Raw genomic sequence first — 22565 nt, 5'->3', positions numbered from 1 at the left:
ATCATGTTTCGGGATCAGCGCAGAACCCGGTCGTCGGCACCGAAGCGGTGCATCGATGCTTTGTCCGGCGTCGCGTAAACGACGTCATCGACATCGTATTTATGTTCGCCAAACAGGCGAACCGTCAGCAAGCCGGTGACCTCGGTTTCCAGATACAGGATCGTGTCGGCACCGAGGTGTTCGACATGGATAACCTTGCCTTTCCAGTCGCCGTTTTCACGCGACAGGGCGATGTGCTCCGGCCGGATACCGACGGACTTTGCCTCCTTATCGCCAAGCCTGCCCGCCTCGATGAAGTTCATCTGCGGCGAACCGATAAAGCCGCCAACAAACGTATTTGCCGGCTTGTTGTAGAGTTCCATCGGCGAACCGATCTGCTCGATCTGGCCGGCGTTCAAGACGACGATCTTGTCGGCCAGCGTCATCGCCTCGACCTGATCGTGCGTCACGTAGATCATCGTTGCCTTGAGACTGCGGTGCAGCCGGGCGATCTCGAGACGCGTGTTGACGCGCAGCGCTGCGTCAAGGTTGGACAAGGGCTCGTCGAACAGGAACAGCTTGGGTTCACGCACGATGGCCCGGCCGATGGCGACGCGCTGGCGCTGGCCGCCGGACAGTTCGGCCGGACGGCGGGCAAGATAGGGCTCAAGCGACAGCATGCCGGACGCCTTGGAGACCTTGGCTTCGACTTCCGCCTTGGGCGCGCCCATCTGCTTCAGCCCAAGCCCCATATTGTCCTTCACCGTCAGGTGCGGATAAAGCGCGTAGGACTGGAACACCATGGCGATGCCGCGTTTGGCSGGCGGYGTGTTGATCACCTCCTGCCCATCGATCTGGACGCTGCCGGATGTCGCATCCTCAAGGCCGGCGATGACGCGCAGCAGAGTGGATTTGCCGCAGCCGGACGGACCGACGAAAATGACGAACTCGCCGTCCTTCACTTCGAGGTCGATGCCCTTGAGAACTTCGTGATTGCCGAAGGCCTTGCGGACGGATTTCAGATTCAGTGATCCCACGTGAGGCCCCTTTTAAAGTTTAACCGGTTTGCCGGTCCGCACGCTTTCATCGGCCGCAAGGCAGATGCGCAGCGACTGGACGGCATCGTCCATGTGTCGTTCGAGATTGATGTTTTCAGTGATGGCCTTCAGCACATAGGCCTGCTCGAGATCGCAGAGTTCCTGGTGTCCTGGCTCGCCATCCATCTTCAGGTCTTCGTCCTTGTGAACGAATTTTCCGTCCGCGCCGGTTTCAGCCTTGTGGACGCGAATGACTGCCGTCTTGGTATGGGTGTCGATGTCATCGGACTTGGCGTTCGGATCCATGACGATCGAGACCGAGCCGTTCGGCGACATCACGTCCTTCACGAAGAAGGCGGTTTCGGAGACCATCGGTCCCCAGGCGGCCTCGTACCAGCCAAGCGACCCATCTTCGTAGAGCACCTGCAGATGGCCATAATTGTACATCGACGGCGCAATTTCATTCGAAAGGCGCAAGCCCATGCCGCGCACCTCGACGGCCTTGGCATCGGTGATCTGGCACATCACATCGACATAGTGCACGCCGCAATCGACGATCGGCGGTGTCGTTTCCATCAGCGACTTGTGTGTCATCCAGGTCGGGCCGCTGGATTGCTGATTGAGGTTCATGCGGAAGACATACGGACCGCCCAGCTTGCGGGCCTCTGTGATCAGCCGGATCCAGGAAGGATGGTGGCGCAGGATGTAACCGACGACAAGTTTCCTGCCAGCCTTCTTGGCTGCTGCCACGACACGTTCCGCATCGGCAACCGTGGTTGCCAGCGGCTTTTCGATGAAGACATCGCAACCGGCCTCAAATGCCATGACGGCATAATCGGCATGGCTGTCGGAATAGGTGCAGATCGAGCAGAGATCGGGCTTCAGCTCTTTCAGGGCAGTCTCGAAATCCGGATGGATCGTGTAGCCACCAAGCTCCGGCGCGAGCACGGGCTTACTGCGGTTGACGAGGCCGACGATCTCGAATCCGGGATTGTTGTGGTAGGCGAGCGCATGGCTGCGGCCCATATTGCCGAGGCCGGCGACGAGAACGCGGATGGGTTTGCTCATCACTTGACGGCTCCTGCGGTAATGCCGCGGATCAACTGCCGCGAGAAGATCACATAAAGAATAAGGACCGGGAAGATCGCCAGCGACAGGGCGGCGAGGACCGCATTCCAGTTGGTGACGAACTGGCCGATGAACACCTGGGAGCCGAGCGTAACGGTCTTGGTGGCTTCGCCGGGTGCGAGGATCAGCGGGAACCAGAGATCGTTCCAGATCGGGATCATCGTGAAGACGGCGACGGTCGCCATGGCCGGGCGGACCAGCGGCAGGACGAGGCGGAAAAAGATGGCATATTCCGACAGGCCATCAATGCGGCCGGCATTCTTCAAGTCGTCCGAGACCGTGCGCATGAATTCCGACAGGATGAAGATGGCGAGCGGCAGGCCTTGGGCGGTGTAGACAAGGATCAGCGCCGTCAGCGTGTTGACCAAGCCGGCCGCGACCATGCCCTGCAGGATGGCGACCGTGCCGAGGCGGATCGGAATCATGATGCCGATGGCAAGGTAAAGCCCCAGCAGCGTATTGCCCCTGAACCGGTATTCCGACAGCGCGAAAGCCGCCATGGCGCCGAACAACAGCGCAAAGAAGATCGAGACGACCGTGACGATCAGGCTGTTTTGGAAATAACCGATGAAGTCGCCCTGTTTCAGCACCGTCGTGTAACCGATCAGGCTGAAGGTCTCCACCGTCGGCAGTGCCAGCGGCGTGCGGAAGATCGCGTTCTTGTCCTTGAGCGAATTGACGATCGTCAGGACGACCGGAAACAGCGCGATGACCGTATAGCCGGCAAGCGCCAGGTGAACGAAGCCGGAGCGCAGCGGCGAGATGCGTGCTTTTGACATGGGTCCGTCCCCCTTAGAACTGGTAGCGGCGAACGCGCCGCTGGATGCCGAAGAGATAGAGCGCGACGCCGGCAAGGATGATCAGGAACATTACGGTGGCAATCGCTGCGCCCATCGAGCGGTCACCGAGCTGCAGCTGGAAGCCGAAGAAGGTGCGGTAGAGCAAGGTTCCGAGAATGTCGGTCGCCCCGTCCGGCCCGGCAAGCGCACCCTGCACGGTGTAGATCAGGTCGAAAGCGTTGAAGTTGCCGACGAAGGTCAGGATCGAAACCATGCCGATTGCCGGCAGCACCAGCGGCAGCTTGATCTTCCAGAACTGGCTCCAGCCGGTAATGCCGTCGCATTCGGCGGCTTCGATGACTTCGTCCGGGATATTCAGGAGAGCGGCGTAGATCAGCATCATCGGGATGCCGACATTCTGCCAGACGGAAATCAGCGAGACGGCAATCAGCGCCGAACCGGGCTTGCCGAGCCAGGGCGAGAAGAAAGCTTTCAAGCCGACGAGGTCCATGAAGAAGGGCGTGATGCCCCAGATCGGCGACAGGATCAGCTTCCAGATGAAGCCGACGATGACGAAGGACAGGATCGTCGGCATGAAAATCGCCGTGCGATAGAACGTGGCAAGCCTGAGCCTGGGGATCGACAGCATGGCGGCGAGCGCGATGCCGAGCGGATTTTGCACCAGCATGTGGATTGCAAAGAAGATGAAGTTGTTCGTCAGCGCTCGCCAGAAATCGGCTGCCCAGCGCTCTTCTCCGAAAAGCACCTTGAAATTGGCAAGCCCGACAAAGGTCGATTGCCCGTCCACGGTGTTGTAGAGCGACAGGCGCAACGTTTCGATCAGCGGCAGGATCATCACTGCGGAATAAACGATGAAGGCCGGCAACAGGAAAACAAGGATGTGCCAGCGTCTCGGCCGTGCCGAAACTTGAATGCTGTCCTCAGACAATATGGCGCTGCTCATGGCTTCTGCCGCTCCGACCCGTTTTTCGTCGATCGCCGCGAATTGCGGCAAGGCCTGCGCTGCCGGTCCCCGCGGCGCGTGCCATCACCAGGACACCCGAGGGTACTGGCAGGATGTGATTTCAGATTACACGATTTTGCGCTCAATACGCCGGCGTCTGCATACCTCCCCCTTGAGAGGGGGAGGCCAGGCGGAACGCGCGGGTGGGGGTGATCCATTGTCAACACAAAAGGTCGCCCCACCCCGGCACTGCGTGCCGACCTCCCCCCTCAAGGGGAGGGTAAGTTCCTTACTTGGCAGGCTTGTACCAGCTGTCGAGGCCCTTCTGCAGCTTTTCGGCAGCAACTTCCGGCGTATCGGTGCCGTTGATGACGTTTGCCGATTCAACCCAGGTCTCGTTCTCGAGGTTCGGGGTGCCGCGCGACAGGATCTGGTAGGTCGAACGGATGGTCGGCTTGCACTTTTCGCGCCAGGACACGAATTCCTGTGCGAGCGGATCGGCCATCTTCACCGGCGTCGAGTTCAGGCTGAAGAAGCCCGGCAGCGAGTTGGCGTAGATGTCGGCGAATTCCGGAGAAGCGATCCAGGAGAGAAGCTTCTTGGCTTCTTCCGGATGCGCGCTCTTGGTATTCAGGCCAACGCCGATGTCGTTGTGGTCGGAGATGTAGCAAGCATCGCCTGCAGCCTTAACCGGCGGCGGGAAAGCACCCATCTTGAACTGGGCCTGGGTGTTGAACAGGCCGATTTCCCACGAGCCGGCCGGGTAGATGGCAGCGCGGCCGAGCGTGAACAGGTTCTGGCTGTCCGGATAGGTCTGAGCTTCGAAACCGTCGCCGAGGTAATCCTTCCACTTGGCAAGAACCTTGTAAGGCTCAACCCAACCGGCGTCGGTCAGCTTCTGCTCGCCCTTGATCAGCGCAGCGCGGCCTTCTTCACCCTTCCAGTAGGTCGGGCCGATGTTCTGGTAGCCCATGGTAGCGGCTTCCCAGAGGTCCTTCGTCCCCATGGCGAGCGGGATATAGGTGCCGTCAGCCTTGATCTTGTCGAGGGCAGCGAAGAAGTCGGCTTCCGTTACCGGGATCGCGATGCCGAGCTTGTCGAAGGCATCCTTGTTGTAGATGAAGCCATGGATAACGGAGGCCATCGGTACGCAGAAGGTCGTTGCCGCGTCGTCGGTCGTCCATGCTGCCCTTGCAACCGGCGAGAAATTCTCCATGCCAGGCAAATCGTTCAGACCAGCGAGGTTACCCTCATTGAAGAGCGCCAGCGACTTGTCAAACGGGCGGCAGGTGATCAGGTCGCCGGCAGTGCCGGCAGCAAGCTTGGCGCTCGTGGCGGCATCATATTCAGTCGGCGCGGTCGGTGCGAATTTCACCTTGATGCCCGGGTTCTTGGCTTCGAAAGCCGGAATGAGTTTTTCCTGCCAGATGGCGAGGTCGTCATTGCGCCAGCTTTCGATCGTCAGCGTGACGTCTTCTGCATGCGCCAGCCCGGCAGAGCCGAGGATGCTGGATGCAAGCAGCAAGCCCTTCAAAGTAGTGCGGGTCATTACGTTCTCCCTCTTTGGTGCGCCGTTCTGGCGCGGTTTTAGAACCCTAAAATCAATGCGCCGCGATGCCGGACAAGGCGCGGCGCAAGTTTTGCCCGGCTTCAGCAAGCGCCGCTTCTGCAGCAGCCACGTCCTTTGCCCCAGCAGCAAGCAGAATGGCGATCTTTACCGAACCCGACGATGTCGCGAGATAGCGGCCTGCTTCCGTCGCGCCGATACCGGCGATGTCGGAAACGATTCGAATGGCGCGGCCGCGCAGTTTTGCGTTGTCGGCCTTCAGATTGACCATATGCCCGTCGTAGACATGGCCAAGATGGATGCCGACAAGCGTGGAAAACATGTTGAAGGCGATCTTCTGGGCCGTGGCAGCACCCATGCGGGTCGATCCGGAGATGACTTCGGGCGGCGTTTGCAGGAGAATGGCGACTTCGGCATTCTGGAAGAGCACGGCACCGGGATTGTTGGCCATGGCGATGACCCGGGCGCCGCGTGTCCGTGCTTCGTCCGCAGCGGCCAGAGCATAGGGTGTCGAACCGCTTGCGGAAACCGCGATCAGACAATCGCCAGCACCGATACCGGCATCGCGCACATCCTTGCGAGCCAGGTCCATATCGTCTTCATAGCCGCCGGCTAGATCGGTGAGGCTTGCGGCGCCGCCTGCAAGCAGCACCACGACCTTGTCGAGCGCAATTCCATAGGTGCCAGGCAATTCCAGCGCATCTGCCATCGCCATCAGGCCCGAGCTGCCGGCACCGGCATAGGCCAGGCGGGCGCCCTTGGCGAGAACGCCGGCAGCGATCTCTGCCGCGGCGGCAATAGACTCGATGGCGGCATCGACGACCTTCGCCGCGGCCTGCTGGCCGGACGCAAGCAGACGAAGCGCAAGCGCCGGATGCATCACATCCAGTCCCATCGCCTTGTCATGACGCTCTTCGGTCTTCACTGACGGCATACGTTTAATCTCCTCTGCGCAAATTAATGCCAAAAAAATACCAATTGTCTAGGAAAAATTAACTTCCGGCCGAAGAAAAATTCAAACTTCTAAAATAAATAAATTATTTCAGGCATTTAATCGATAAATCCAATTAAAGACCAAAACCCCCTTGGTTAATGGTATTTTTTTGGTATCATTTTCTCGGAGGTATTCATGCCACACTACATTCTGGGAATCGACGGCGGGGGCACAAGCTGCCGCGCAGCAGTCGCGGACGCCGCAGGGCGCATCCTTGGGCGCGGCAAAAGCGGCGCCGCCAACATTTTGACCGATCCCGACAATGCTCTGATCCACATTGTCGGCGCGGCCACGGCTGCGTTTAAGGAGGCAAATATCGCCCCCTCGGAGATCGGCTCGGCCTGCGCCCTGGTGGGGGTTGCCGGCAGCAATGTCGGCGATGCGGTCCACTATGTGAAGGAGCGCCTGCCATTCGCCAAGGCCGACATCGAATCCGACGGGCTGATCGCGCTGCAGGGCGCACTTGGCGATAGCGACGGCGCCGTGGCCATCCTCGGCACCGGTTCCATCTATATATCCCGCCGGGGAGACGAGGTCCGCTATATCGGCGGATGGGGTTTCCAGATTGGCGATCTTGGCAGCGGCGCCCGCCTCGGCCATGCGCTCCTGCAGGAAAGCGTCCTTGCGTTCGACCGGATTCATCCCTCCTCGCCGCTGACGGATGCCGTCATGGCCGAGTTCAACAACGACCCGCGCGACGTCGTGGAATTTGCGCGCGCCGCACGGCCGGGCGAATTCGGCCGGTTCGCGCCCAAGGTTTTCGACTATGCGGGGCGCAACGATCCCGTCGCGATCACGCTGCTGCGAAGCAACGCCCAAACCATCGATGAAGCGCTGGACGCCGTCGTGGCGCAGGGCAGCCGCAAGCTCTGCCTGCTGGGCGGGCTGGCTCCGATCTACCGCCCATGGCTTGCTGAACGGCATCAGCCCTTGTTCACGGAGCCGGAAGCAGACGCCTTGACCGGTTCGGTGGCGCTCGCGGCCAAACGCTTTGGCACGGGAGCCGGTGCATGACCCAGCATCTCGAAGCCATATTGCCGCTGGACAGCCTTCAAGCCGGGGGCTCCGGGCCGCTTTATCTCAAGCTGCGGCAATCGCTGGAAGACGCCATCCTTTCGGGCAAGCTCAATCATGGCGATGCCCTGCCGCCGGAGCGGGATCTGGCCGACTATGCCAGCATCAGCCGCGTGACGGTGCGCAAGGCCGTCGATGATCTGGTCAAAGATGGCCTGCTCGTGCGCCGGCACGGTTCCGGAACCTTCGTCGTCAAGCCGGTGCACCGCGTCCAGCAATCGCTGTCGCGCCTGACCTCGTTTACCGAAGACATGTCGCGCCGGGGGTTGATCACCACAGCGCAATGGATCGAGCGCGGGCTGTATCATCCCTCGCCGGACGAAATGATGGCGCTTGGCCTGACCGCCGATGCGCTTGTGGCGCGGCTTGGCCGGTTGCGCATCGCCGACGATATGCCGCTTGCGATCGAACGGGCGAGCATTTCCGCGGAGTTCCTGCCAGACCCCATCCGGGTCGGCACCTCACTCTATGCCGAACTCGACAAGACCAAATCGCGACCCGTGCGCGCCGTGCAGCGCATTTCCGCCTGCAGCCTGAAGGATCCGGATGCGGCCATGCTTGGCGTGCCCGTCGGATCGGCCAGCCTGTCTATCGAACGTATCTCCTACCTCGCCTCCGGCCGCGTGGTAGAATTCACCCGCTCGCTCTATCGAGGCGACGCCTATGATTTCGTCGCGGAACTGACACTGTCGGATTCCTGAGCGGCCTAAAGTAGAAAGACAAGATCATGCAAACCAACATGCGGCGCGAAATCAACGAAATCCCGGAAGCGGCAGCCCGGCTTCTCGAGCAATCCAGAACAGCGGTCAAGGAGACGGGTGCAGCCCTGCGGGCCAAAGACCCGGCCTTTTTCGTCACGATTGCCCGTGGTTCGTCTGACCACGCCGCTTTGTTCCTGAAATACGCGATCGAGCTTTCGACCGGGCGGCCCGTTGCCTCTCTTGGCCCGTCGCTTGCCTCGATCTACGGCGCAAAAATGCATCTTCAGGGCGCGGCGTCGATCGCCATCTCGCAATCCGGCAAGAGCCCGGACATCGTCGCGATGGCGGACGCTGCGACCAAGGCCGGTGCGGTAACGATCGCGCTCACCAACACCCTGCCCTCGCCCATATCGGAAGCCAGTACCCACCCGCTCGACATCCTCGCCGGGCCGGAAATCGCCGTTGCTGCGACAAAGTCCTATGTCAATTCGATCGTTGCCGGCCTTGCCATTCTTGGCGAATGGACCGGCGATGCTGCCCTGCAGCGCGCGGTTGCCGATCTGCCCGCCCAGTTTGCCAAGGCCGTCAAGCTCGACTGGCAGCCGCTGGCCGATGAACTTGGCGATGCGGAATCGCTGTTTGTGCTCGGGCGCGGGCCGGCGCTGGCGATTGCCAGCGAAGCCGCGCTGAAATTCAAGGAAACGTCCGGCATGCACGCCGAAGCCTATTCCGCGGCGGAAGTGCTGCATGGACCAGTGGCGCTGGTCGAAAAGCGTTTCCCGGTGATCGGCCTTGCCGCGCGCGATGCCGCGGAAGGTTCTGTCGCCGGCATTCTCGACGGGCTGAGCGCCAAGGGCGCACTGGCTTTCGTCACGTCTGCCGAAGCCAAGGCAACCAAGACCCTTCCGTTCATCGCGACCGGACACCCGATCACCGACGCGCTGGCCTTGATCATCCCGTTTTACGGCTTTGTCGAATCCTGGTCGCGCTCACGCGGTCTCAATCCGGATGCGCCCGTCGCTCTCAAGAAGGTTACCGAAACGAGATGACCGCACAGACAGCCATCACCGGAGCACGAATTTTCGACGGCCTCTTCTGGCATGATGAACAGGCCCTGCTCATCGACGGCGGCACGATCACCGGCATTTTGCCGAAGAACGACCTGCCGGCCGGAACCAAGACGGTCTCGGCCGAAGGTCAGCTGCTGGTCCCGGGCTTTATCGACCTGCAGGTGAACGGCGGCGGCGGCGTGATGCTGAATGACCGGCAGGACGTTGACGCCATCCGCACGATTTGCGCCGCGCACGCGCAGTTCGGCACCACCGCGCTGCTTCCGACACTGATCACCGACACGTTCGAGATCCGCGCCCGGACAATTGCCGGCGGCAGGCAGGCCAAGGCCGAGGGCGTACCCGGGTTCCTGGGGCTTCATCTGGAAGGACCGCACCTTTCCGTTGCCCGCAAGGGCGCCCATGACCCGGCGTTGATCCGCCCGATGGATCAGGCCGATCTCGACGCCATGCTCGCCTGCGCCGGGGTCTTCGACGCCATGATGGTCACCGTCGCACCGGAAAACACCACGGCCGCGCAGGTGAAAGCGCTCGCCCAAGCGGGCATCATCGTCAGCCTCGGCCACACGGATTCGGGCTATAAGACCATCGTGGACTATGCCAAGGCAGGCGCGCGAACAGTGACCCATCTGTTCAATGCGATGAGCCCGCTTGGCCATCGCGAGCCGGGCGTTGTCGGCGCGGCTCTCGATATCGGCTGCCTGCATGCGGGGATCATTGCCGATGGCTTCCATGTCGATCCGGCATCGATGGGCATCGCACTGCGCGCCAAGACTGGCCCGGGCCGGATCTTCATCGTCACCGATGCGATGTCGACGATCGGCTCCGACCAGACCAGCTTCTTCCTGAATGGCCGCGAGATTTTCCGCAAGGACGGCCGCTTGACGCTGGCCGACGGCACGCTCGCCGGCGCCGATATCGACATGCTTGCCTCGGTGCGTTTCGCCCATGAAAAGCTGGATCTGCCGCTCGAGGAGGCACTGCGCATGGCATCGGCCTATCCGGCGGATGCCGCCGGCGTCGCCGCCCGCAAGGGCCGGCTGCTGCCGGGCCTGGACGCCGATTTCGTGCTTTTGACGGAAGGCCTGAACATGGCCTCGACCTGGATCGGCGGCCACTGCGTTTTCCAGGCATAGGCCTTGCGGAGATATCAAGGCGCGGCAGTCAGCCGCGCCTTCAGTGCCTGTACCGCCTGCTCGTCCGTTTGCCTGGCACTTGGCGACACGAAGCCGAGCGACACCAGCCGGGCATCGTGAGCCGGCTTTTCCACCGAACAGGACGAATGGACTTCCGCTACGGAAAGACGCGACAGAAGTCCGTCGACCGTCTGCAGCGTCACGCCGGAACCGGGCATGATGGAGAGGCGGTCCTTCGCGGCGGCGGCAATTGCCGTGAGTGCCTCGATACCGTCAGGGGCTCTTTTCGCTCCACCGGATGTCAGGATGCGCTCGAAACCGAGGTCCACCGCAATCTCGACCGCTTCTGCGAAATCCGGCACCAGATCGAAGGCACGATGCAGCGTCAGGCCAAGTCCGCGCGCATGATCCACCAGCATGCGGAGTGCCGCACTGTCGAGGCTCCCGTCGGGGCGGCTTGCACCGAGAACGACACCGGCGAGACCGGTTGACCGGACAGCATCGATTTCGGCCAGCATCACATCGATATCGCCGGTATCGAAAACGAAATCCCCCGGTCTTGGCCGGATCATCGCATAAACCGGAATGTCGAGTTTGCCCGCCAGCGCCATCAGGCCCGGCGATGGCGTAAGCCCGCCCACGGACAGGGCCGAGCACAGTTCGATGCGATCGGCACCGCCATCGACGGCAGCCCGAAGACCGGCCGCATCCTCGACACAGACTTCTAAGAGTACATTCGTCATCGCACGCCTCCTGCGAGACCGAGAACGGCAGCGCCGATCAGACCCGGCTCGATCCGGCACTCGCCCGGCACCACCAGCGGGCGGTCGAATTTTCGCAGGATCCGCGCCCGCACAGCCTTGTCGATTTCGGCGATCAACGGCGCCACGTTGGAAAGACCGCCGCCGACCGGGACGATCGTCGCTCCGGTGATATTGACCGTCAGCGCCAGCGGTGAACTGATGAGGTCAACGAGCACATCGATGGTTCTGGCCGCTTCGGCATCGCCGTTCTGCCAGAGCGTGGTGATCTCATGGCTTGCCAGGTCCTTGCCATGCAAAGCCAGGTGCAGACGCTCCATGCCCCGGGCGCCGCCGATCGTATCGACGCAACCACGCTGGCCGCAGCCGCAATCGAAGACGGGGATCGCGACGGGCGGTGTGCCAGCCGTTGAGGCCACCGCCGGGCCATGGCCCCATTCTCCGGCAAACCCGCCTTCCGCATTGATGAGCCGGCCATCGACCACCAGGCCGCCGCCGACTCCGGTGCCGAGGATGGCCCCAAGCACGATCCGGTAACCGCGCCCGGCACCGGCACCGGCCTCGGCCAGCGCGAAACAATCGGCGTCATTGGCAATCAATACAGGCAGCCCGAGCAAACCGGACAGTTCCGCAACAAGTTTACGCCCGTCGATGCAGGGAATATTGGCGCATTTGATCGCCTGCGTCTCCGGGTCGATGACCCCAGTGATCGATATCGCGATACGATCGGGCTTTTCGCCAGCTTGCGCGATCACGTCGCGAAGCGTGCCGACAAAGGCGCCGAAATCGTCAAGCGGCGTGACCCGCCGGCCGAGTGGTTCGATCCGGTCAACCGTATGGGCAATGGCGCCCTTGATGGCCGAACCGCCGATATCAAAGCAGATGATCATGCGTCACCGCGGATGACGGCTTCGGCCGAAAGCGCTACCGACAGCAGGGCCTCGTCCTCATTTTTCTGGCCGGAGAGAAGCAGGCCGACCGGCATGTTGGCGTCGCCCGTGCCGCACGGAATGGAGACGCCACAGCCGTCGAGGAAATTGCCGATCGATGTATTGCGCAGAGTTCTGCCGTTGATTTTGAAGAACAGATCGTCATCGGCAAGCAGCGGTGCGATCGGAGGCGCCACATGCGGCACCGTCGGGTGGATGACGAGTTCGCCAGGCTCCAGGCTTTCGGCGAAAGCGGCGATCAACCGCTGGCGCGCATCCGCGATGGCGATGTAGTCAGCCGTCGTGATCTTTTCGCCCAGCCGGGTGCGGGCAACGACCCGTTGATCCATACCTGCCGCCTCCGGACCTTCCAGCCGCCCCTTATGAAGGGCGAAAGCCTCGGCGGTGACGAGGGCGCCATGCCGTGCCGCGATCTCGAAAATTTCTGAAAGAATCGGGAAGGCCCGGCGCTTGATCCGGACGCCGGCCTTCTCCAATCGCGAAACCGCAGCCTCGAACGCCGCCACGACACCCGGTTCGGCATCATCGAAAACGACCGTTTCAGGAATGACGAGCTTCAATCCGCTCAGGTCCGCCCGGACGATATCCGGCGCGGTGCGGCCCCGCATGGCGGCGTCAATCCAGACGGCATCCTGAACGGTGTGGCAAAGCGGGCCGAGCGAATCGAGACTCCTTGCCAGCGGAAAGACGCCCTGCATGGAGTAACGGCCACGCGTCGCCTTGTAGCCGACGATCCCGTTGAAGGCGGCGGGAATGCGGATGGAACCGCCGGTATCGGTGCCGATCGCCACCGGCACAAGACCGGCAGCCACGGCGACGCCCGACCCGGCCGAGGAGCCACCCGGAATGCGCGGGACATCGCGCGACGCGGGGATATGTGCCGTTCCGTAGTGCGGATTGATGCCGAGGCCGGAAAAGGCGAATTCACTGAGATTGGTACGGGCCAGGCTGACCATTCCGGCGCCGGCGAGCGCCTTGACCACGGCAGCATCAGTCTTGGCCGGGGGGTGGCCGGTCAGCACGGCCGAGCCTGCGGTCGTCACCGACTCCTTCGTATCGAACAGATCCTTCCAGGCGACCGGAATACCATCGAGCAGGCCGAGGGACCGCCCGGACCGGATGCGTGCCGACGACAGCCTTGCTTCCGCCGTTGCGCGCTCGCCAAGCACTTCGGTAAAGATAGATCGATCATGGTAGCCGGCTATCTTTTCCAGCGATGTCCTTGCCAGTTCGACAGGATCGAGTGCGCCGGACTGCAGCAGCACCGACAGGCCCGCCACCGATATGTTTCCGTCCACTGCACCCATCGTCTCATCACTCCACATTACTACGGTTCCGACATCATATCGACGCAACAACAATTTTGGCAGCGCATTCCGCTTCATGCGCACATGATTTTCACCCGAGTTTCCCGCACCGCGGGCCACCCTGCCTTGCCCGGCAGCCATGCTCCGCCTACATGCGCAGAAAGCGGCACGAACGCCTTTCAGGGAGATACCGGATGATACTCGATGCGGCACGGCTTTCCTTTGCCAATCTTTTCGCACCGGAAACGCGCTCGGTCTTGTGGAAGGTGCTGGGCCTGACGCTTCTGGCACTTATCGGCCTGTGGTTCGCGCTGCGCGAACTGTTCATCTATCTTGCCTTGCCGTGGCTTGATGCCTTGCTGCCGGGAACGCCCGGCTGGGCCGGCTGGCTGACATTCGTTGTCGGAATTTTCGCGAGCTTGGGGCTGGCGCTGGGTCTGGCACTGCTTCTTGCCCCCGTGACCGCGCTGATCGCGGGCCTCTTTCTCGATGACGTCGCTGACGTGGTGGAAAAACGCAATTATCCGAACGAGCCCGCGGGCAGCGCCTTGCCGCTCAGTGAAGCGATCCCAGCGACGCTCAAATTCCTCGGCGTCATCATTGCCGGCAACATCATCGCGCTGTTTCTGCTGCTGATCCCGGGCATCAACCTGATCGCGTTCTTCCTGGTCAACGGCTATCTGCTGGGCCGGGAATTCTTCGAATTCGCGGCAATGCGCTATCGCCCGCCGGCGGAGGCCCGGCTTTTTCGCGCCAAGCATGCCGGCACCGTTTTCCTCGGCGGCCTCATCCTTGCCGCGTTTCTGGCCGTGCCGCTTCTCAACCTGCTGACACCGCTGTTTGCCGCGGGCATGATGGTTCATCTGCATCGGAAGCTGTCGCAGCGCGACCCGGAATTTCAGCGGCAGCTCAACCCGGGTAGGCTATCACGGTAATCAGTCATTTTGTCTATATTGACAATTTGTCAAATCCATCGGATAAGACGTCATGTCTCATCCACTCACGCCTTTCATTCCGGTCTGCGACGCCATCGCCACGCTGTTTTCGCCACATGTGGAAGCCGTTCTGCATGATCTTGAGACAGGCCTGATCTTCCATATCGCCAATGCCTTTTCGAGGCGCAGGCCGGGAGACAGCTCGCTCAACGAGGCTGGACTGGTTCTGGCACTTGATGAAGATGTGATCGGCCCCTACGGCAAGTCCAATTGGGACGGCCGCAGGCTGAAGGCGATCACCTCCGTGCTGCGCGATGCCGATGGCAAACCGGCCGGCCTTTTGTGCATCAACCACGATGTCGAGGCGTTTGCCGGGATCTTCGAACAGCTGAAATCAATGATGGATATCGCCCCTCCCATGCCGAAGACATCAGCACTGATGGCCGAGGACTGGCGCGAGGCGGTCAATTCTGTGATCGGCGAGTTCCTGACGGCCCACGGAACAAGCCTCGCAGGGCTGACCAGCACTGATATGGACGGTCTGATCGCGCTGCTCGACGCGCGCGGCGTCTTTGCCATCCGCAAGGCCGTCCCCTATGTCGCCGAGATTCTGAAGCTGTCGAGGGCGACGATCTACAACCGCCTTGGCGCCATCCGCCAGAAACAGGACGCTGCCGTTCAAGCTGCCGTTCAAGGAGAGCCACGATGACCAAGCCGATGCGCGATTTTATGCTCGAAACCTTCATGTCCAAATGGGAGTTCACCGCCAGGTACAACATGACGGCCTCGGACGCGGAAAGCATGCGCCTGCCGGAGCTTCTGGCGATGGCCAGCGACGAAGACCGTGCTGACTTTGAAAACCTCAGCCTCGGCTACACGGAAACCTTTGGCGCACCGGCGCTGCGGCAGGAAATTGCGCGAACCTATGACACGGTTCAGCCGGAAAACCTGATCTGCTTTGCCGGCGCCGAGGAAGCGATCTATGTGGCGATGAAGGTGCTTTTGACCCCCGACGACCATGCCATCGTCATCACGCCCAATTATCAGGCGGCCGAAACAATCCCCCTTAGCATCTGCGCTGTTACCGGCGTGGCGCTCGATATCGGCAACGACTGGAACCTCGACATCGGCCTTGTCGAGGCGGCGCTCCGGCCGAATACCAAGCTGATTTCGATCAACTTCCCCAACAACCCGACAGGCAAGATTCTTCCGCACGCGACGTTTGAAGCGCTGATTGAACTTTGCCGCAAGCATGGCATCTGGCTGTTCAGCGATGAAGTCTACCGGCTGATCGAGAAGGATGAAGCACTGCGCCTGCCGCAGGCCGTCGATGTCTATGAACGCGGAATTTCGCTCAATGTCATGTCGAAGGCCTACGGGCTTCCGGGACTGAGGATCGGCTGGCTTGCCTGCAAGGACAGCGATTTCCTCACCCGTTGCGAGCGTTACAAGCACTTCCTGTCTATCTGCAATTCCGCACCCTCGGAAGTTCTGGCCCGCATTGGGCTGAAGAACCGTGACACGATCCTGGCCCGGACGCGGGCCATCGTCCGCAGCAATATTGCCGAGTGGAGCATGTTCTTTGCCGAATTTTCGCATCTGTTTGACTGGCGCGAGCCGGATGGCGGCTGCGTCGCGTTCATCCGCTACAAGGGACCGGACGGGGTCGAGGAATTTGCGCGGCGCGCAGTCGAGGAAGCCGGCGTGTTCTTCCTGCCCTCGAGCGTCTATCGCTCGGAACTGACGCCCGTTCCGGAAAACTGCCTGCGCGTCGGCTTTGGCCGTCTGCATATGCCGGAGGGCATCACCGTTCTGCGCAACTGGCTGAACCGCAACAGCCTGTAGACGCAAGCTGGCTAAAGGTCGGCTTCGCGCAGGCGGTAGCCGACACCGGTCTCGGTGGTGATATATTGCGGCTGGTCGGGCGTCAGCTCGATCTTCTGGCGCAGCTGGCGCACATAGACGCGCAGATACTGCACGTCGTCGGCATTGCCCCAGACCTCTTTCAGCAGAAACTTATGCGTCAGCACCTTGCCGGCATGCTGCACGAGGATGCGCAGGATATCGTATTCCTTCGGCGACAGTTTGACCTCGCGGCCGTCCACCTTGACGATACGCTTGACCAGATCGACCGACAGGCCGCCGGTCTGGAACAGCGGCTTTTCCCCCTGCTGCTGCAGCCGGTGGCGCAGCGCCACGCGGATGCGCGCGACCAGCTCGTTCATACCAAAGGGTTTGGCCACATAATCATCGGCGCCGAGTTCCAGCGCCTTGACGATCCCGGCTTCGTCGGTGCGGCTCGACAGGATGACGATGGGCAGCGTCAGCCCCTCCTCGCGCCAACCGCGCAGCAGATCGTGACCGGCCATGTCCGGCAGGCCGAGGTCGAGCAGGATCAGGTCCGGCAGTTCGCTCTTCACGCTTTCGCGCGCCAACTTGCCGTTGCCGGCCTCACTGATGGCGTAGTCCTGCGTCGCCAGGCCGACGCGCAACAGCCGGCGGATGGGCGGCTCGTCATCGACGACCAGGATTTTGACCGCTGAAAGCGTCATTTCATGTCCTTCAGTTTGGGGGCATCCGGCAGCAGAGGCAGGCTGATGGTAAAGACGGCACCGGAATGACCGATGCGGTTTTCCGCAGCGATGGTGCCGCCCATCGCCTCAACGAAACCCCGGCAGATGGAAAGGCCAAGCCCGGTTCCGGCCCGGACGTGATCGCCCTTGCGCACCCTGTAGAACGTATCGAAGATCCGTTCCAGATCGCCCGGCGGGATACCCGGTCCCTCGTCGGAAATCCGGATCAGAACCCGCTCGCCGTTGCTCTCGGCCCAAACCCTGATGGTCGATCCTTCCGGCGCATATTTCGCGGCGTTGTCGAGAAGATTGAACAGCACCTGTTCAAACAGGACGGGATCGACCCGGATCATCGGCAGATCAGCGGGAACCTCGACATCCACGGTATGACCGGCCAGAATCTTGCGTGCCCTACGCAGGGCACTGCCGACGATGTCGCCGGCATAATGAAAGCCGGCGTTCGGCTCCATCGAGCCGGATTCGATCCGGGTCATGTCGAGCAGATTGGCAATGAACCGGTTCAGCCGTTCGGATTCGTCGGTGACCGTGGTCAAGAGCTCGATGCGGTCTTCTTCCGGCAGTGCGGACTGGTAGTCGCGCAAGGTTCCGGCAGCGCCCATGATGGCGGCAAGCGGCGTCTTCAGGTCGTGCGAAATCGAGGTCAGCAGCGCCGAGCGCAGCCGCCCGGCTTCTTCCGCCAGGCGCGCATTGTCAACATCGGCAACAAGCTGCACGCGTTCGATGGCAAGAGCGGCCTGATCGGCGAGCGCGTCGAGCAGGCGCTGCTGTTCCGGACTGAGGAGCGGTCCCTGCCGGTCATTGTCGAGACCGATGACACCGACGGCGGCACGGCCGGTGCGCAAGGGCACGTAAAGGCGTTTCGCGCCCGGTAAGGTATCGGCGCCGCGGCCGGCGGCGCGATTGTGTTCCCAGGCCCAGCGCGCCGCGGCAATATCGGCATCGTCGAGCGTATCGTCAGGCGGATAGCCGGCTTTGACCGCAATCGTCCCCTCCTCCGGCAGGAGCAGCACCACCCGCACCTTCAGCATCGAGGCGAGCTGGAAGGCCGTTACCCAGAGCACGTCGTCCAGCGTGCCGGTGCCGGCCAGTTTCTTGCTGAACAGATAGAGGTCTTCGGTGGTGCGCGCGCGTAGGCGAGCGGCGGCGGCCTGCCGCTGGACACTTGCCGTCAGATTGCTGGCGATGATTGCCACAACGAAGAAAAAGCCGAATGCAACGACGCTTTCCGGATCGCTGATGACGAGCGTATAAAGCGGTTGAAGGAAGAAGAAATTGAGGGTCAGCGCACTGAGGACGCTGGCGTAGAGAGCCGGCTTCAATCCCTCGGTTACGGCCGCAGCGAGAACCGCCATCAGAAAGACCAGCGCGATATTGCGCACGTCGAGCGACTGATCGAGCAGAACACCAACACCCAGCGCACAGCCGACATAGAGCGTTGCAAGAATATAGGGCCTGATCTTGAACTGAGCCGGCGCCGGCACCGTTTTGACGCCCGTTGCGACGGATTCGCCTTCCCGATCATCGCCCGCGACGACATGGACGCTGACATTGCCGGCGCGGCGGATAAGGCGGCTGGTCACCGAGCCGTGAAGCCATTCCCGCCATCCGGATGTTTTCGGCGTACCGGCAATGATGTGGGTAACGTTGCTGGACGCGGCGACACGGACAATTTCCTCGGCCTCGTCGGCGCCAGGCCTGGTCATCGCCTCGGCGCCCAGCCGTTCGGCGAGCCGAAGCGTCGCGGCGATGCGATCGCGCGCAGCCTCCGACAGGTGCACCGATCGTGTCGTTTCGACATGCAGCGCCACCAAAGGCGCGCGCAAGCGATCGGCCAGACGRGCGGCATAGCGCACGAGGGACGCACTGCGCGGCTGGTCATCGACACAGACCAGCACCCGGTCGCCGGCCGCCCAGGGGCCGGAGATCGCATGGGCCTGCATGTGCGTCAGCAGCTGGTCATCGACCCGCTGCGCCGTCTGGCGCAAGGCGAGTTCGCGCAACGCCGTCAGGTTTCCGGGCGAGAAATAGTTTTCGAGCGCCCGCTGCGCCGTCTTCGGGATATAGACCTTGCCGTCATGCAGGCGCTTGATCAGGTCTTCCGGCGTCAGATCGATGATCTCGATGTCGTCGGCCCGGTCGATGATCGAATCGGGAACGGTTTCGCGCACACGGATGCGGGTGATCTGCGCGACGACATCGTTGAGGCTTTCGACATGCTGGATGTTCAGCGTCGAGTAGACATCGATGCCGCGCGACAAAAGCTCCTGCACATCCATGTAGCGCTTGGGATGCCGGCTCCCAGGCGCATTGGTGTGGGCCAGTTCATCGACAAGGACGAGGCCAGGACGCCGGGCGAGAATGGCGTCGATATCCATTTCCTCGAGATGGCGGCCCTTGTAGGTGATCGTCGATCGCGCAATGACTTCAAGACCATCCGCCAGCGCCTGGGTCTCCTTGCGGCCATGGGTCTCGACCACGCCGATCACGACATCGATGCCATCCGCCTTCTTGGCATGGCCGGAGGTCAGCATTTCATAGGTCTTGCCGACGCCGGGCGCTGCGCCCAGAAAGATTTTCAGGCGGCCGCGCGTTTCCCGCTCGGCCCGCTGCAACAGGGCGTCGGGAGACGGTCTTCCATCCATGTCGCGGACATCATCTCGCATGCGCGCACTGTCTTTCTTCATCAATGCCGAAAGCGGCAGAATGCCGCTTTATACCAAGTCTCGATGATAGAGACCTATAGGACACGTCCCAAAAACCCAGGCGATTTGGGACCGTTTCCGTCAATCAGTTCGCTGCCGGCATCGCGCCTCCTCTTCGAGGCGCGATGCCGTGACAGAACAAGGCTAGACAGCTTTATCAAGTGCCATGTTGAGCGCCAAGACGTTGACCGCCGGCTCGCCGAGAATACCGAGTTCGCGGGCCTCGACGGCCTGATCGACCAGCGCACGAACCTTGCCCTCATCCATGCCACGGGCCTTGGCAACGCGAGGCACCTGGAAATAGGCGGCTTCCGGCGTGATGTGCGGATCAAGGCCGCTGCCCGAAGCGGTGACCAGATCCATCGGCACTGCGGCACCGGGATTGGCAGCCTTGAGGGCTTCCGCTTCGGCCTTGATCCGATCAAGCAGCTTCGGATTGGTCGGGCCGAGGTTGGAGCCGCTTGACGCCGCGGCATCGTAGCCATCGCCGGCCGCCGACGGGCGGCCATGGAAATAGGTATCCCCGGCAAAGACCTGACCGATCAGCGCGGAGCCGACAACGGCTCCATCCTTCTCGACGAGACTGCCATTGGCCTGGTGCGGGAACAGGGCCTGGGCAATACCGGTCATGCCGAGCGGGTAGGCAAGGCCGGTGATGATGGTGATTGCAACGACCATGACCAGCGCGGGTCTCAATTGTTTCAGCATTGGAATGTTCCTTTAAACGAGGCCTCTTTACACAAGACCAAGGGCGGCAATGGCCATATCGATGGCCTTGATGCCGATGAACGGTACGATGACGCCGCCGAGGCCATAGATGAGCAGGTTGCGCGACAGGAGCGCACCGGCTCCGACGGCACGATAGGTGACACCCCTCAGCGACAGCGGAATCAGCGCGACGATGACCAGCGCATTGAAGATAATCGCCGACAGGATGGCGCTTTGCGGCGAGGCAAGGCCCATGATGTTCAGCGCCGAGAGCTGCGGATAGAAGGCCAGAAACATTGCCGGGATGATGGCGAAATACTTGGCGATGTCGTTGGCGATCGAAAACGTCGTCAGCGCGCCGCGGGTCATCAGGAGCTGCTTGCCGATCTCGACGATCTCGATCAGCTTGGTCGGGTCCGAATCCAGATCGACCATGTTGCCGGCTTCACGGGCAGCGATCGTACCGGTGTTCATGGCGACGCCGACATCGGCCTGGGCGAGCGCCGGGGCATCGTTGGTACCGTCGCCACACATGGCGACGAGCTTGCCCTTGGCCTGTTCCTCACGGATCAGCGACAGTTTGTTTTCCGGCGTTGCCTGGGCAAGGAAATCATCGACGCCGGCTTCGGCAGCGATCGCCGCTGCGGTCATCGGATTGTCGCCGGTGATCATCACGGTACGGATACCCATGCGGCGCAGCTCGGCGAAACGCTCGCGGATGCCGCCCTTGACGATGTCCTTCAAGTGAACAACGCCCATCAGGCGGCCGTCACGCACAACGGCCAGCGGCGTGCCGCCGGACTTGGCGATTTCATCGGCAATCGCCTGGATTTCGCGGACGGTGTCCGGGCGTGCCGGGGAACTCTGGCTGTTCACATAGTTCAGAACCGCATCGACGGCGCCCTTGCGGATCGACGACCCTTCCAGATTGACGCCACTCATGCGGCTTTGTGCCGTGAACGGTACGAAGGCCGCGTGCAGTTGCGCCATATCACGGGCGCGGATGCCGTATTTCTCCTTGGCCAGCACGACGATGGAACGGCCTTCCGGCGTCTCATCGGCAAGCGACGCCAGCTGCGCGGCATCAGCGAGGTCCTGCGGCGATACGCCGGAAACCGGGCGCAGTTCTGTTGCCTGACGGTTGCCGAGCGTGATCGTGCCGGTCTTGTCGAGCAGCAGCGTATCGATGTCGCCGGCGGCCTCGACGGCGCGGCCGGACATGGCCAGCACGTTGAACCGCACCAGACGGTCCATGCCGGCAATGCCGATGGCCGAAAGAAGCGCGCCGATCGTCGTCGGAATGAGCGTCACGAAGAGAGCGACGAGCACGATCACCGGAATGGCACCGCCGGCGTAGGTGGCAAAGCTCGGGATCGTTGCGACGGCCAGCACGAAGATCAGCGTCATGCCTGCCAGGAGAATGTTGAGGGCGATCTCGTTCGGTGTCTTCTGGCGTTCGGCACCCTCAACCAGGGAGATCATCCGGTCGATGAAGGTCGAGCCGGCAGCGGCGCTGATGCGCACCCGGATCCAGTCCGACAGAACCTGCGTGCCGCCGGTAACAGCCGAGCGGTCGCCGCCGGATTCGCGAATGACGGGCGCCGATTCGCCAGTGATCGCGGCTTCGTTGACGGAGGCGACCCCTTCGATGACTTCGCCATCGGAGGGGATGATCTCGCCTGCTTCGACGAGCACGATGTCGCCGACCTTGAGGCTGGTGCCGGAGACGATCTTGAAGCTCTTGAGATCGGCTCCAGTCAAAAGCTTGGCTTGTGTTTCGGTGCGGGTCTTGCGCAGCGATTCCGCCTGCGCCTTGCCCCGGCCTTCGGCAACGGCTTCGGCGAAATTGGCAAACAGCACTGTGAACCATAGCCAGATATTGAGCTGCAGCGAAAAGCCGAGATCGCCGCTACCGGTCAAGAGATCGCGCAGGAACAGAACGGTCGTCAGCGTCGAGACGACGGCGACGACGAACATCACCGGGTTGCGGGCCAACGTGCGCGGATCGAGCTTGACGAAAGCCGAGCCGATCGCCGGAATGAGGATGCGAGAGTCCATGAGGCTCGCAGATTTGGACTGGCTCATAAGAGAACTCCAGTTTCTATTGTGTGTGACATCACGGCGACTGCGTCAGCCGTGGAACAATGCGGTGAAGGCATGAGCAAGACCGCCAACCAGC

General features: G+C 61.9%; 20 protein-coding genes. 7 read left to right on the top strand and 13 right to left on the bottom strand.

Annotation, left to right across the window (positions count from 1 at the left end; translation table 11 throughout):
* Positions 1-14: 14 nt before the first annotated feature.
* From AC1D17_RS11465 to AC1D17_RS11440, 6 genes are all read right to left on the bottom strand, one after another.
* Positions 15-1016, bottom strand: a complete 1002-nt coding sequence (locus tag AC1D17_RS11465; RefSeq protein WP_477565540.1) for an ABC transporter ATP-binding protein — start codon at positions 1014-1016, stop codon at positions 15-17.
* Positions 1017-1028: 12 nt separating this feature from the next.
* The gene (locus AC1D17_RS11460; protein ID WP_477565539.1) at positions 1029-2084 is read right to left on the bottom strand and encodes a Gfo/Idh/MocA family protein; all 1056 of its coding nucleotides are present in this window, start codon (positions 2082-2084) and stop codon (positions 1029-1031) included.
* Positions 2084-2923 carry a carbohydrate ABC transporter permease gene (locus AC1D17_RS11455; protein ID WP_477565538.1) on the bottom strand — a complete coding sequence of 280 codons (840 nt, stop codon included), beginning with the start codon at positions 2921-2923 and terminating at the stop codon, positions 2084-2086. The genes AC1D17_RS11460 and AC1D17_RS11455 overlap by 1 nt, the downstream gene beginning before the upstream one ends.
* 13 nt (positions 2924-2936) lie before the next feature.
* The gene (locus AC1D17_RS11450) at positions 2937-3887 is read right to left on the bottom strand and encodes a carbohydrate ABC transporter permease (RefSeq protein ID WP_477565537.1); all 951 of its coding nucleotides are present in this window, start codon (positions 3885-3887) and stop codon (positions 2937-2939) included.
* Between the two features lie 289 nt (positions 3888-4176).
* Positions 4177-5436 (bottom strand): ABC transporter substrate-binding protein, encoded by a 1260-nt coding sequence (locus AC1D17_RS11445; protein WP_264222921.1) that lies wholly within the window; start codon positions 5434-5436, stop codon positions 4177-4179.
* 52 nt (positions 5437-5488) lie between these two features.
* Complete coding sequence (locus AC1D17_RS11440; RefSeq protein WP_477565536.1) at positions 5489-6388, bottom strand: N-acetylmuramic acid 6-phosphate etherase; 900 nt, start codon at positions 6386-6388, stop codon at positions 5489-5491.
* 195 nt (positions 6389-6583) lie between these two features.
* Here AC1D17_RS11440 and AC1D17_RS11435 point away from each other — a divergent pair, with 195 nt between their 5' ends.
* From AC1D17_RS11435 to nagA, 4 genes are read left to right on the top strand one after another with little or no spacing between them, the layout of a single operon-like run.
* Complete coding sequence (locus tag AC1D17_RS11435) at positions 6584-7462, top strand: glucosamine kinase nucleotide-binding domain-containing protein (protein ID WP_477565535.1); 879 nt, start codon at positions 6584-6586, stop codon at positions 7460-7462.
* Entirely contained in the window at positions 7459-8223 is a 765-nt protein-coding gene (locus AC1D17_RS11430; protein WP_477565534.1) for a GntR family transcriptional regulator, read from the top strand. The genes AC1D17_RS11435 and AC1D17_RS11430 overlap by 4 nt, the downstream gene beginning before the upstream one ends.
* 26 nt (positions 8224-8249) lie before the next feature.
* Positions 8250-9272, top strand: coding sequence for an SIS domain-containing protein (locus tag AC1D17_RS11425; protein ID WP_477565533.1), 1023 nt, complete (start codon positions 8250-8252; stop codon positions 9270-9272).
* Positions 9269-10429, top strand: coding sequence for an N-acetylglucosamine-6-phosphate deacetylase (nagA, locus tag AC1D17_RS11420; protein ID WP_477565532.1), 1161 nt, complete (start codon positions 9269-9271; stop codon positions 10427-10429). The genes AC1D17_RS11425 and nagA overlap by 4 nt, the downstream gene beginning before the upstream one ends.
* Before the next feature lie 14 nt (positions 10430-10443).
* Here nagA and AC1D17_RS11415 read toward each other — a convergent pair whose 3' ends face one another.
* The 3 genes from AC1D17_RS11415 to AC1D17_RS11405 are packed head-to-tail and all read right to left on the bottom strand — an operon-like array spanning position 10444 to position 13447.
* Positions 10444-11172: a copper homeostasis protein CutC gene (locus AC1D17_RS11415; protein ID WP_477565531.1), complete on the bottom strand. Its 729-nt coding sequence runs from the start codon at positions 11170-11172 to the stop codon at positions 10444-10446.
* The gene (locus AC1D17_RS11410; RefSeq protein WP_477565530.1) at positions 11169-12080 is read right to left on the bottom strand and encodes an ROK family protein; all 912 of its coding nucleotides are present in this window, start codon (positions 12078-12080) and stop codon (positions 11169-11171) included. The genes AC1D17_RS11415 and AC1D17_RS11410 overlap by 4 nt, the downstream gene beginning before the upstream one ends.
* Positions 12077-13447 carry an amidase gene (locus AC1D17_RS11405; RefSeq protein WP_477565529.1) on the bottom strand — a complete coding sequence of 457 codons (1371 nt, stop codon included), beginning with the start codon at positions 13445-13447 and terminating at the stop codon, positions 12077-12079. Before AC1D17_RS11405 ends, AC1D17_RS11410 begins: the two co-directional genes overlap by 4 nt.
* Positions 13448-13641: 194 nt before the next feature.
* On the opposite strand from AC1D17_RS11405, the gene AC1D17_RS11400 reads away from it, so the two are divergent.
* From AC1D17_RS11400 to AC1D17_RS11390, 3 genes are read left to right on the top strand one after another with little or no spacing between them, the layout of a single operon-like run.
* Positions 13642-14382 carry a sulfate transporter family protein gene (locus AC1D17_RS11400; protein ID WP_477565528.1) on the top strand — a complete coding sequence of 247 codons (741 nt, stop codon included), beginning with the start codon at positions 13642-13644 and terminating at the stop codon, positions 14380-14382.
* A 52-nt stretch (positions 14383-14434) separates the two neighbouring features.
* Entirely contained in the window at positions 14435-15091 is a 657-nt protein-coding gene (locus AC1D17_RS11395; protein WP_477565527.1) for a helix-turn-helix transcriptional regulator, read from the top strand.
* Complete coding sequence (locus tag AC1D17_RS11390; RefSeq protein WP_477565526.1) at positions 15088-16227, top strand: aminotransferase class I/II-fold pyridoxal phosphate-dependent enzyme; 1140 nt, start codon at positions 15088-15090, stop codon at positions 16225-16227. Before AC1D17_RS11395 ends, AC1D17_RS11390 begins: the two co-directional genes overlap by 4 nt.
* A gap of 11 nt (positions 16228-16238) precedes the next feature.
* Here the strand turns inward: AC1D17_RS11390 and AC1D17_RS11385 are convergent, their stop codons facing one another.
* The 4 genes from AC1D17_RS11385 to kdpB form a co-directional block, all read right to left on the bottom strand.
* The gene (locus tag AC1D17_RS11385; RefSeq protein ID WP_477565525.1) at positions 16239-16934 is read right to left on the bottom strand and encodes a response regulator transcription factor; all 696 of its coding nucleotides are present in this window, start codon (positions 16932-16934) and stop codon (positions 16239-16241) included.
* The gene (locus AC1D17_RS11380) at positions 16931-19639 is read right to left on the bottom strand and encodes a DUF4118 domain-containing protein (protein WP_477565524.1); all 2709 of its coding nucleotides are present in this window, start codon (positions 19637-19639) and stop codon (positions 16931-16933) included. Before AC1D17_RS11380 ends, AC1D17_RS11385 begins: the two co-directional genes overlap by 4 nt.
* Positions 19640-19822: 183 nt before the next feature.
* Positions 19823-20386, bottom strand: a complete 564-nt coding sequence (gene kdpC / locus AC1D17_RS11375; protein ID WP_477565523.1) for a potassium-transporting ATPase subunit KdpC — start codon at positions 20384-20386, stop codon at positions 19823-19825.
* Positions 20387-20413: 27 nt separating this feature from the next.
* Complete coding sequence (gene kdpB / locus AC1D17_RS11370) at positions 20414-22471, bottom strand: potassium-transporting ATPase subunit KdpB (RefSeq protein WP_477565522.1); 2058 nt, start codon at positions 22469-22471, stop codon at positions 20414-20416.
* Positions 22472-22565 lie beyond the last annotated feature (94 nt).

This window comes from Pararhizobium sp. P1_E7, from assembly GCF_056405855.1.
Note: the sequence above shows the minus strand (reverse complement) of the source record. Positions and strands in the feature narration are given on the sequence as shown.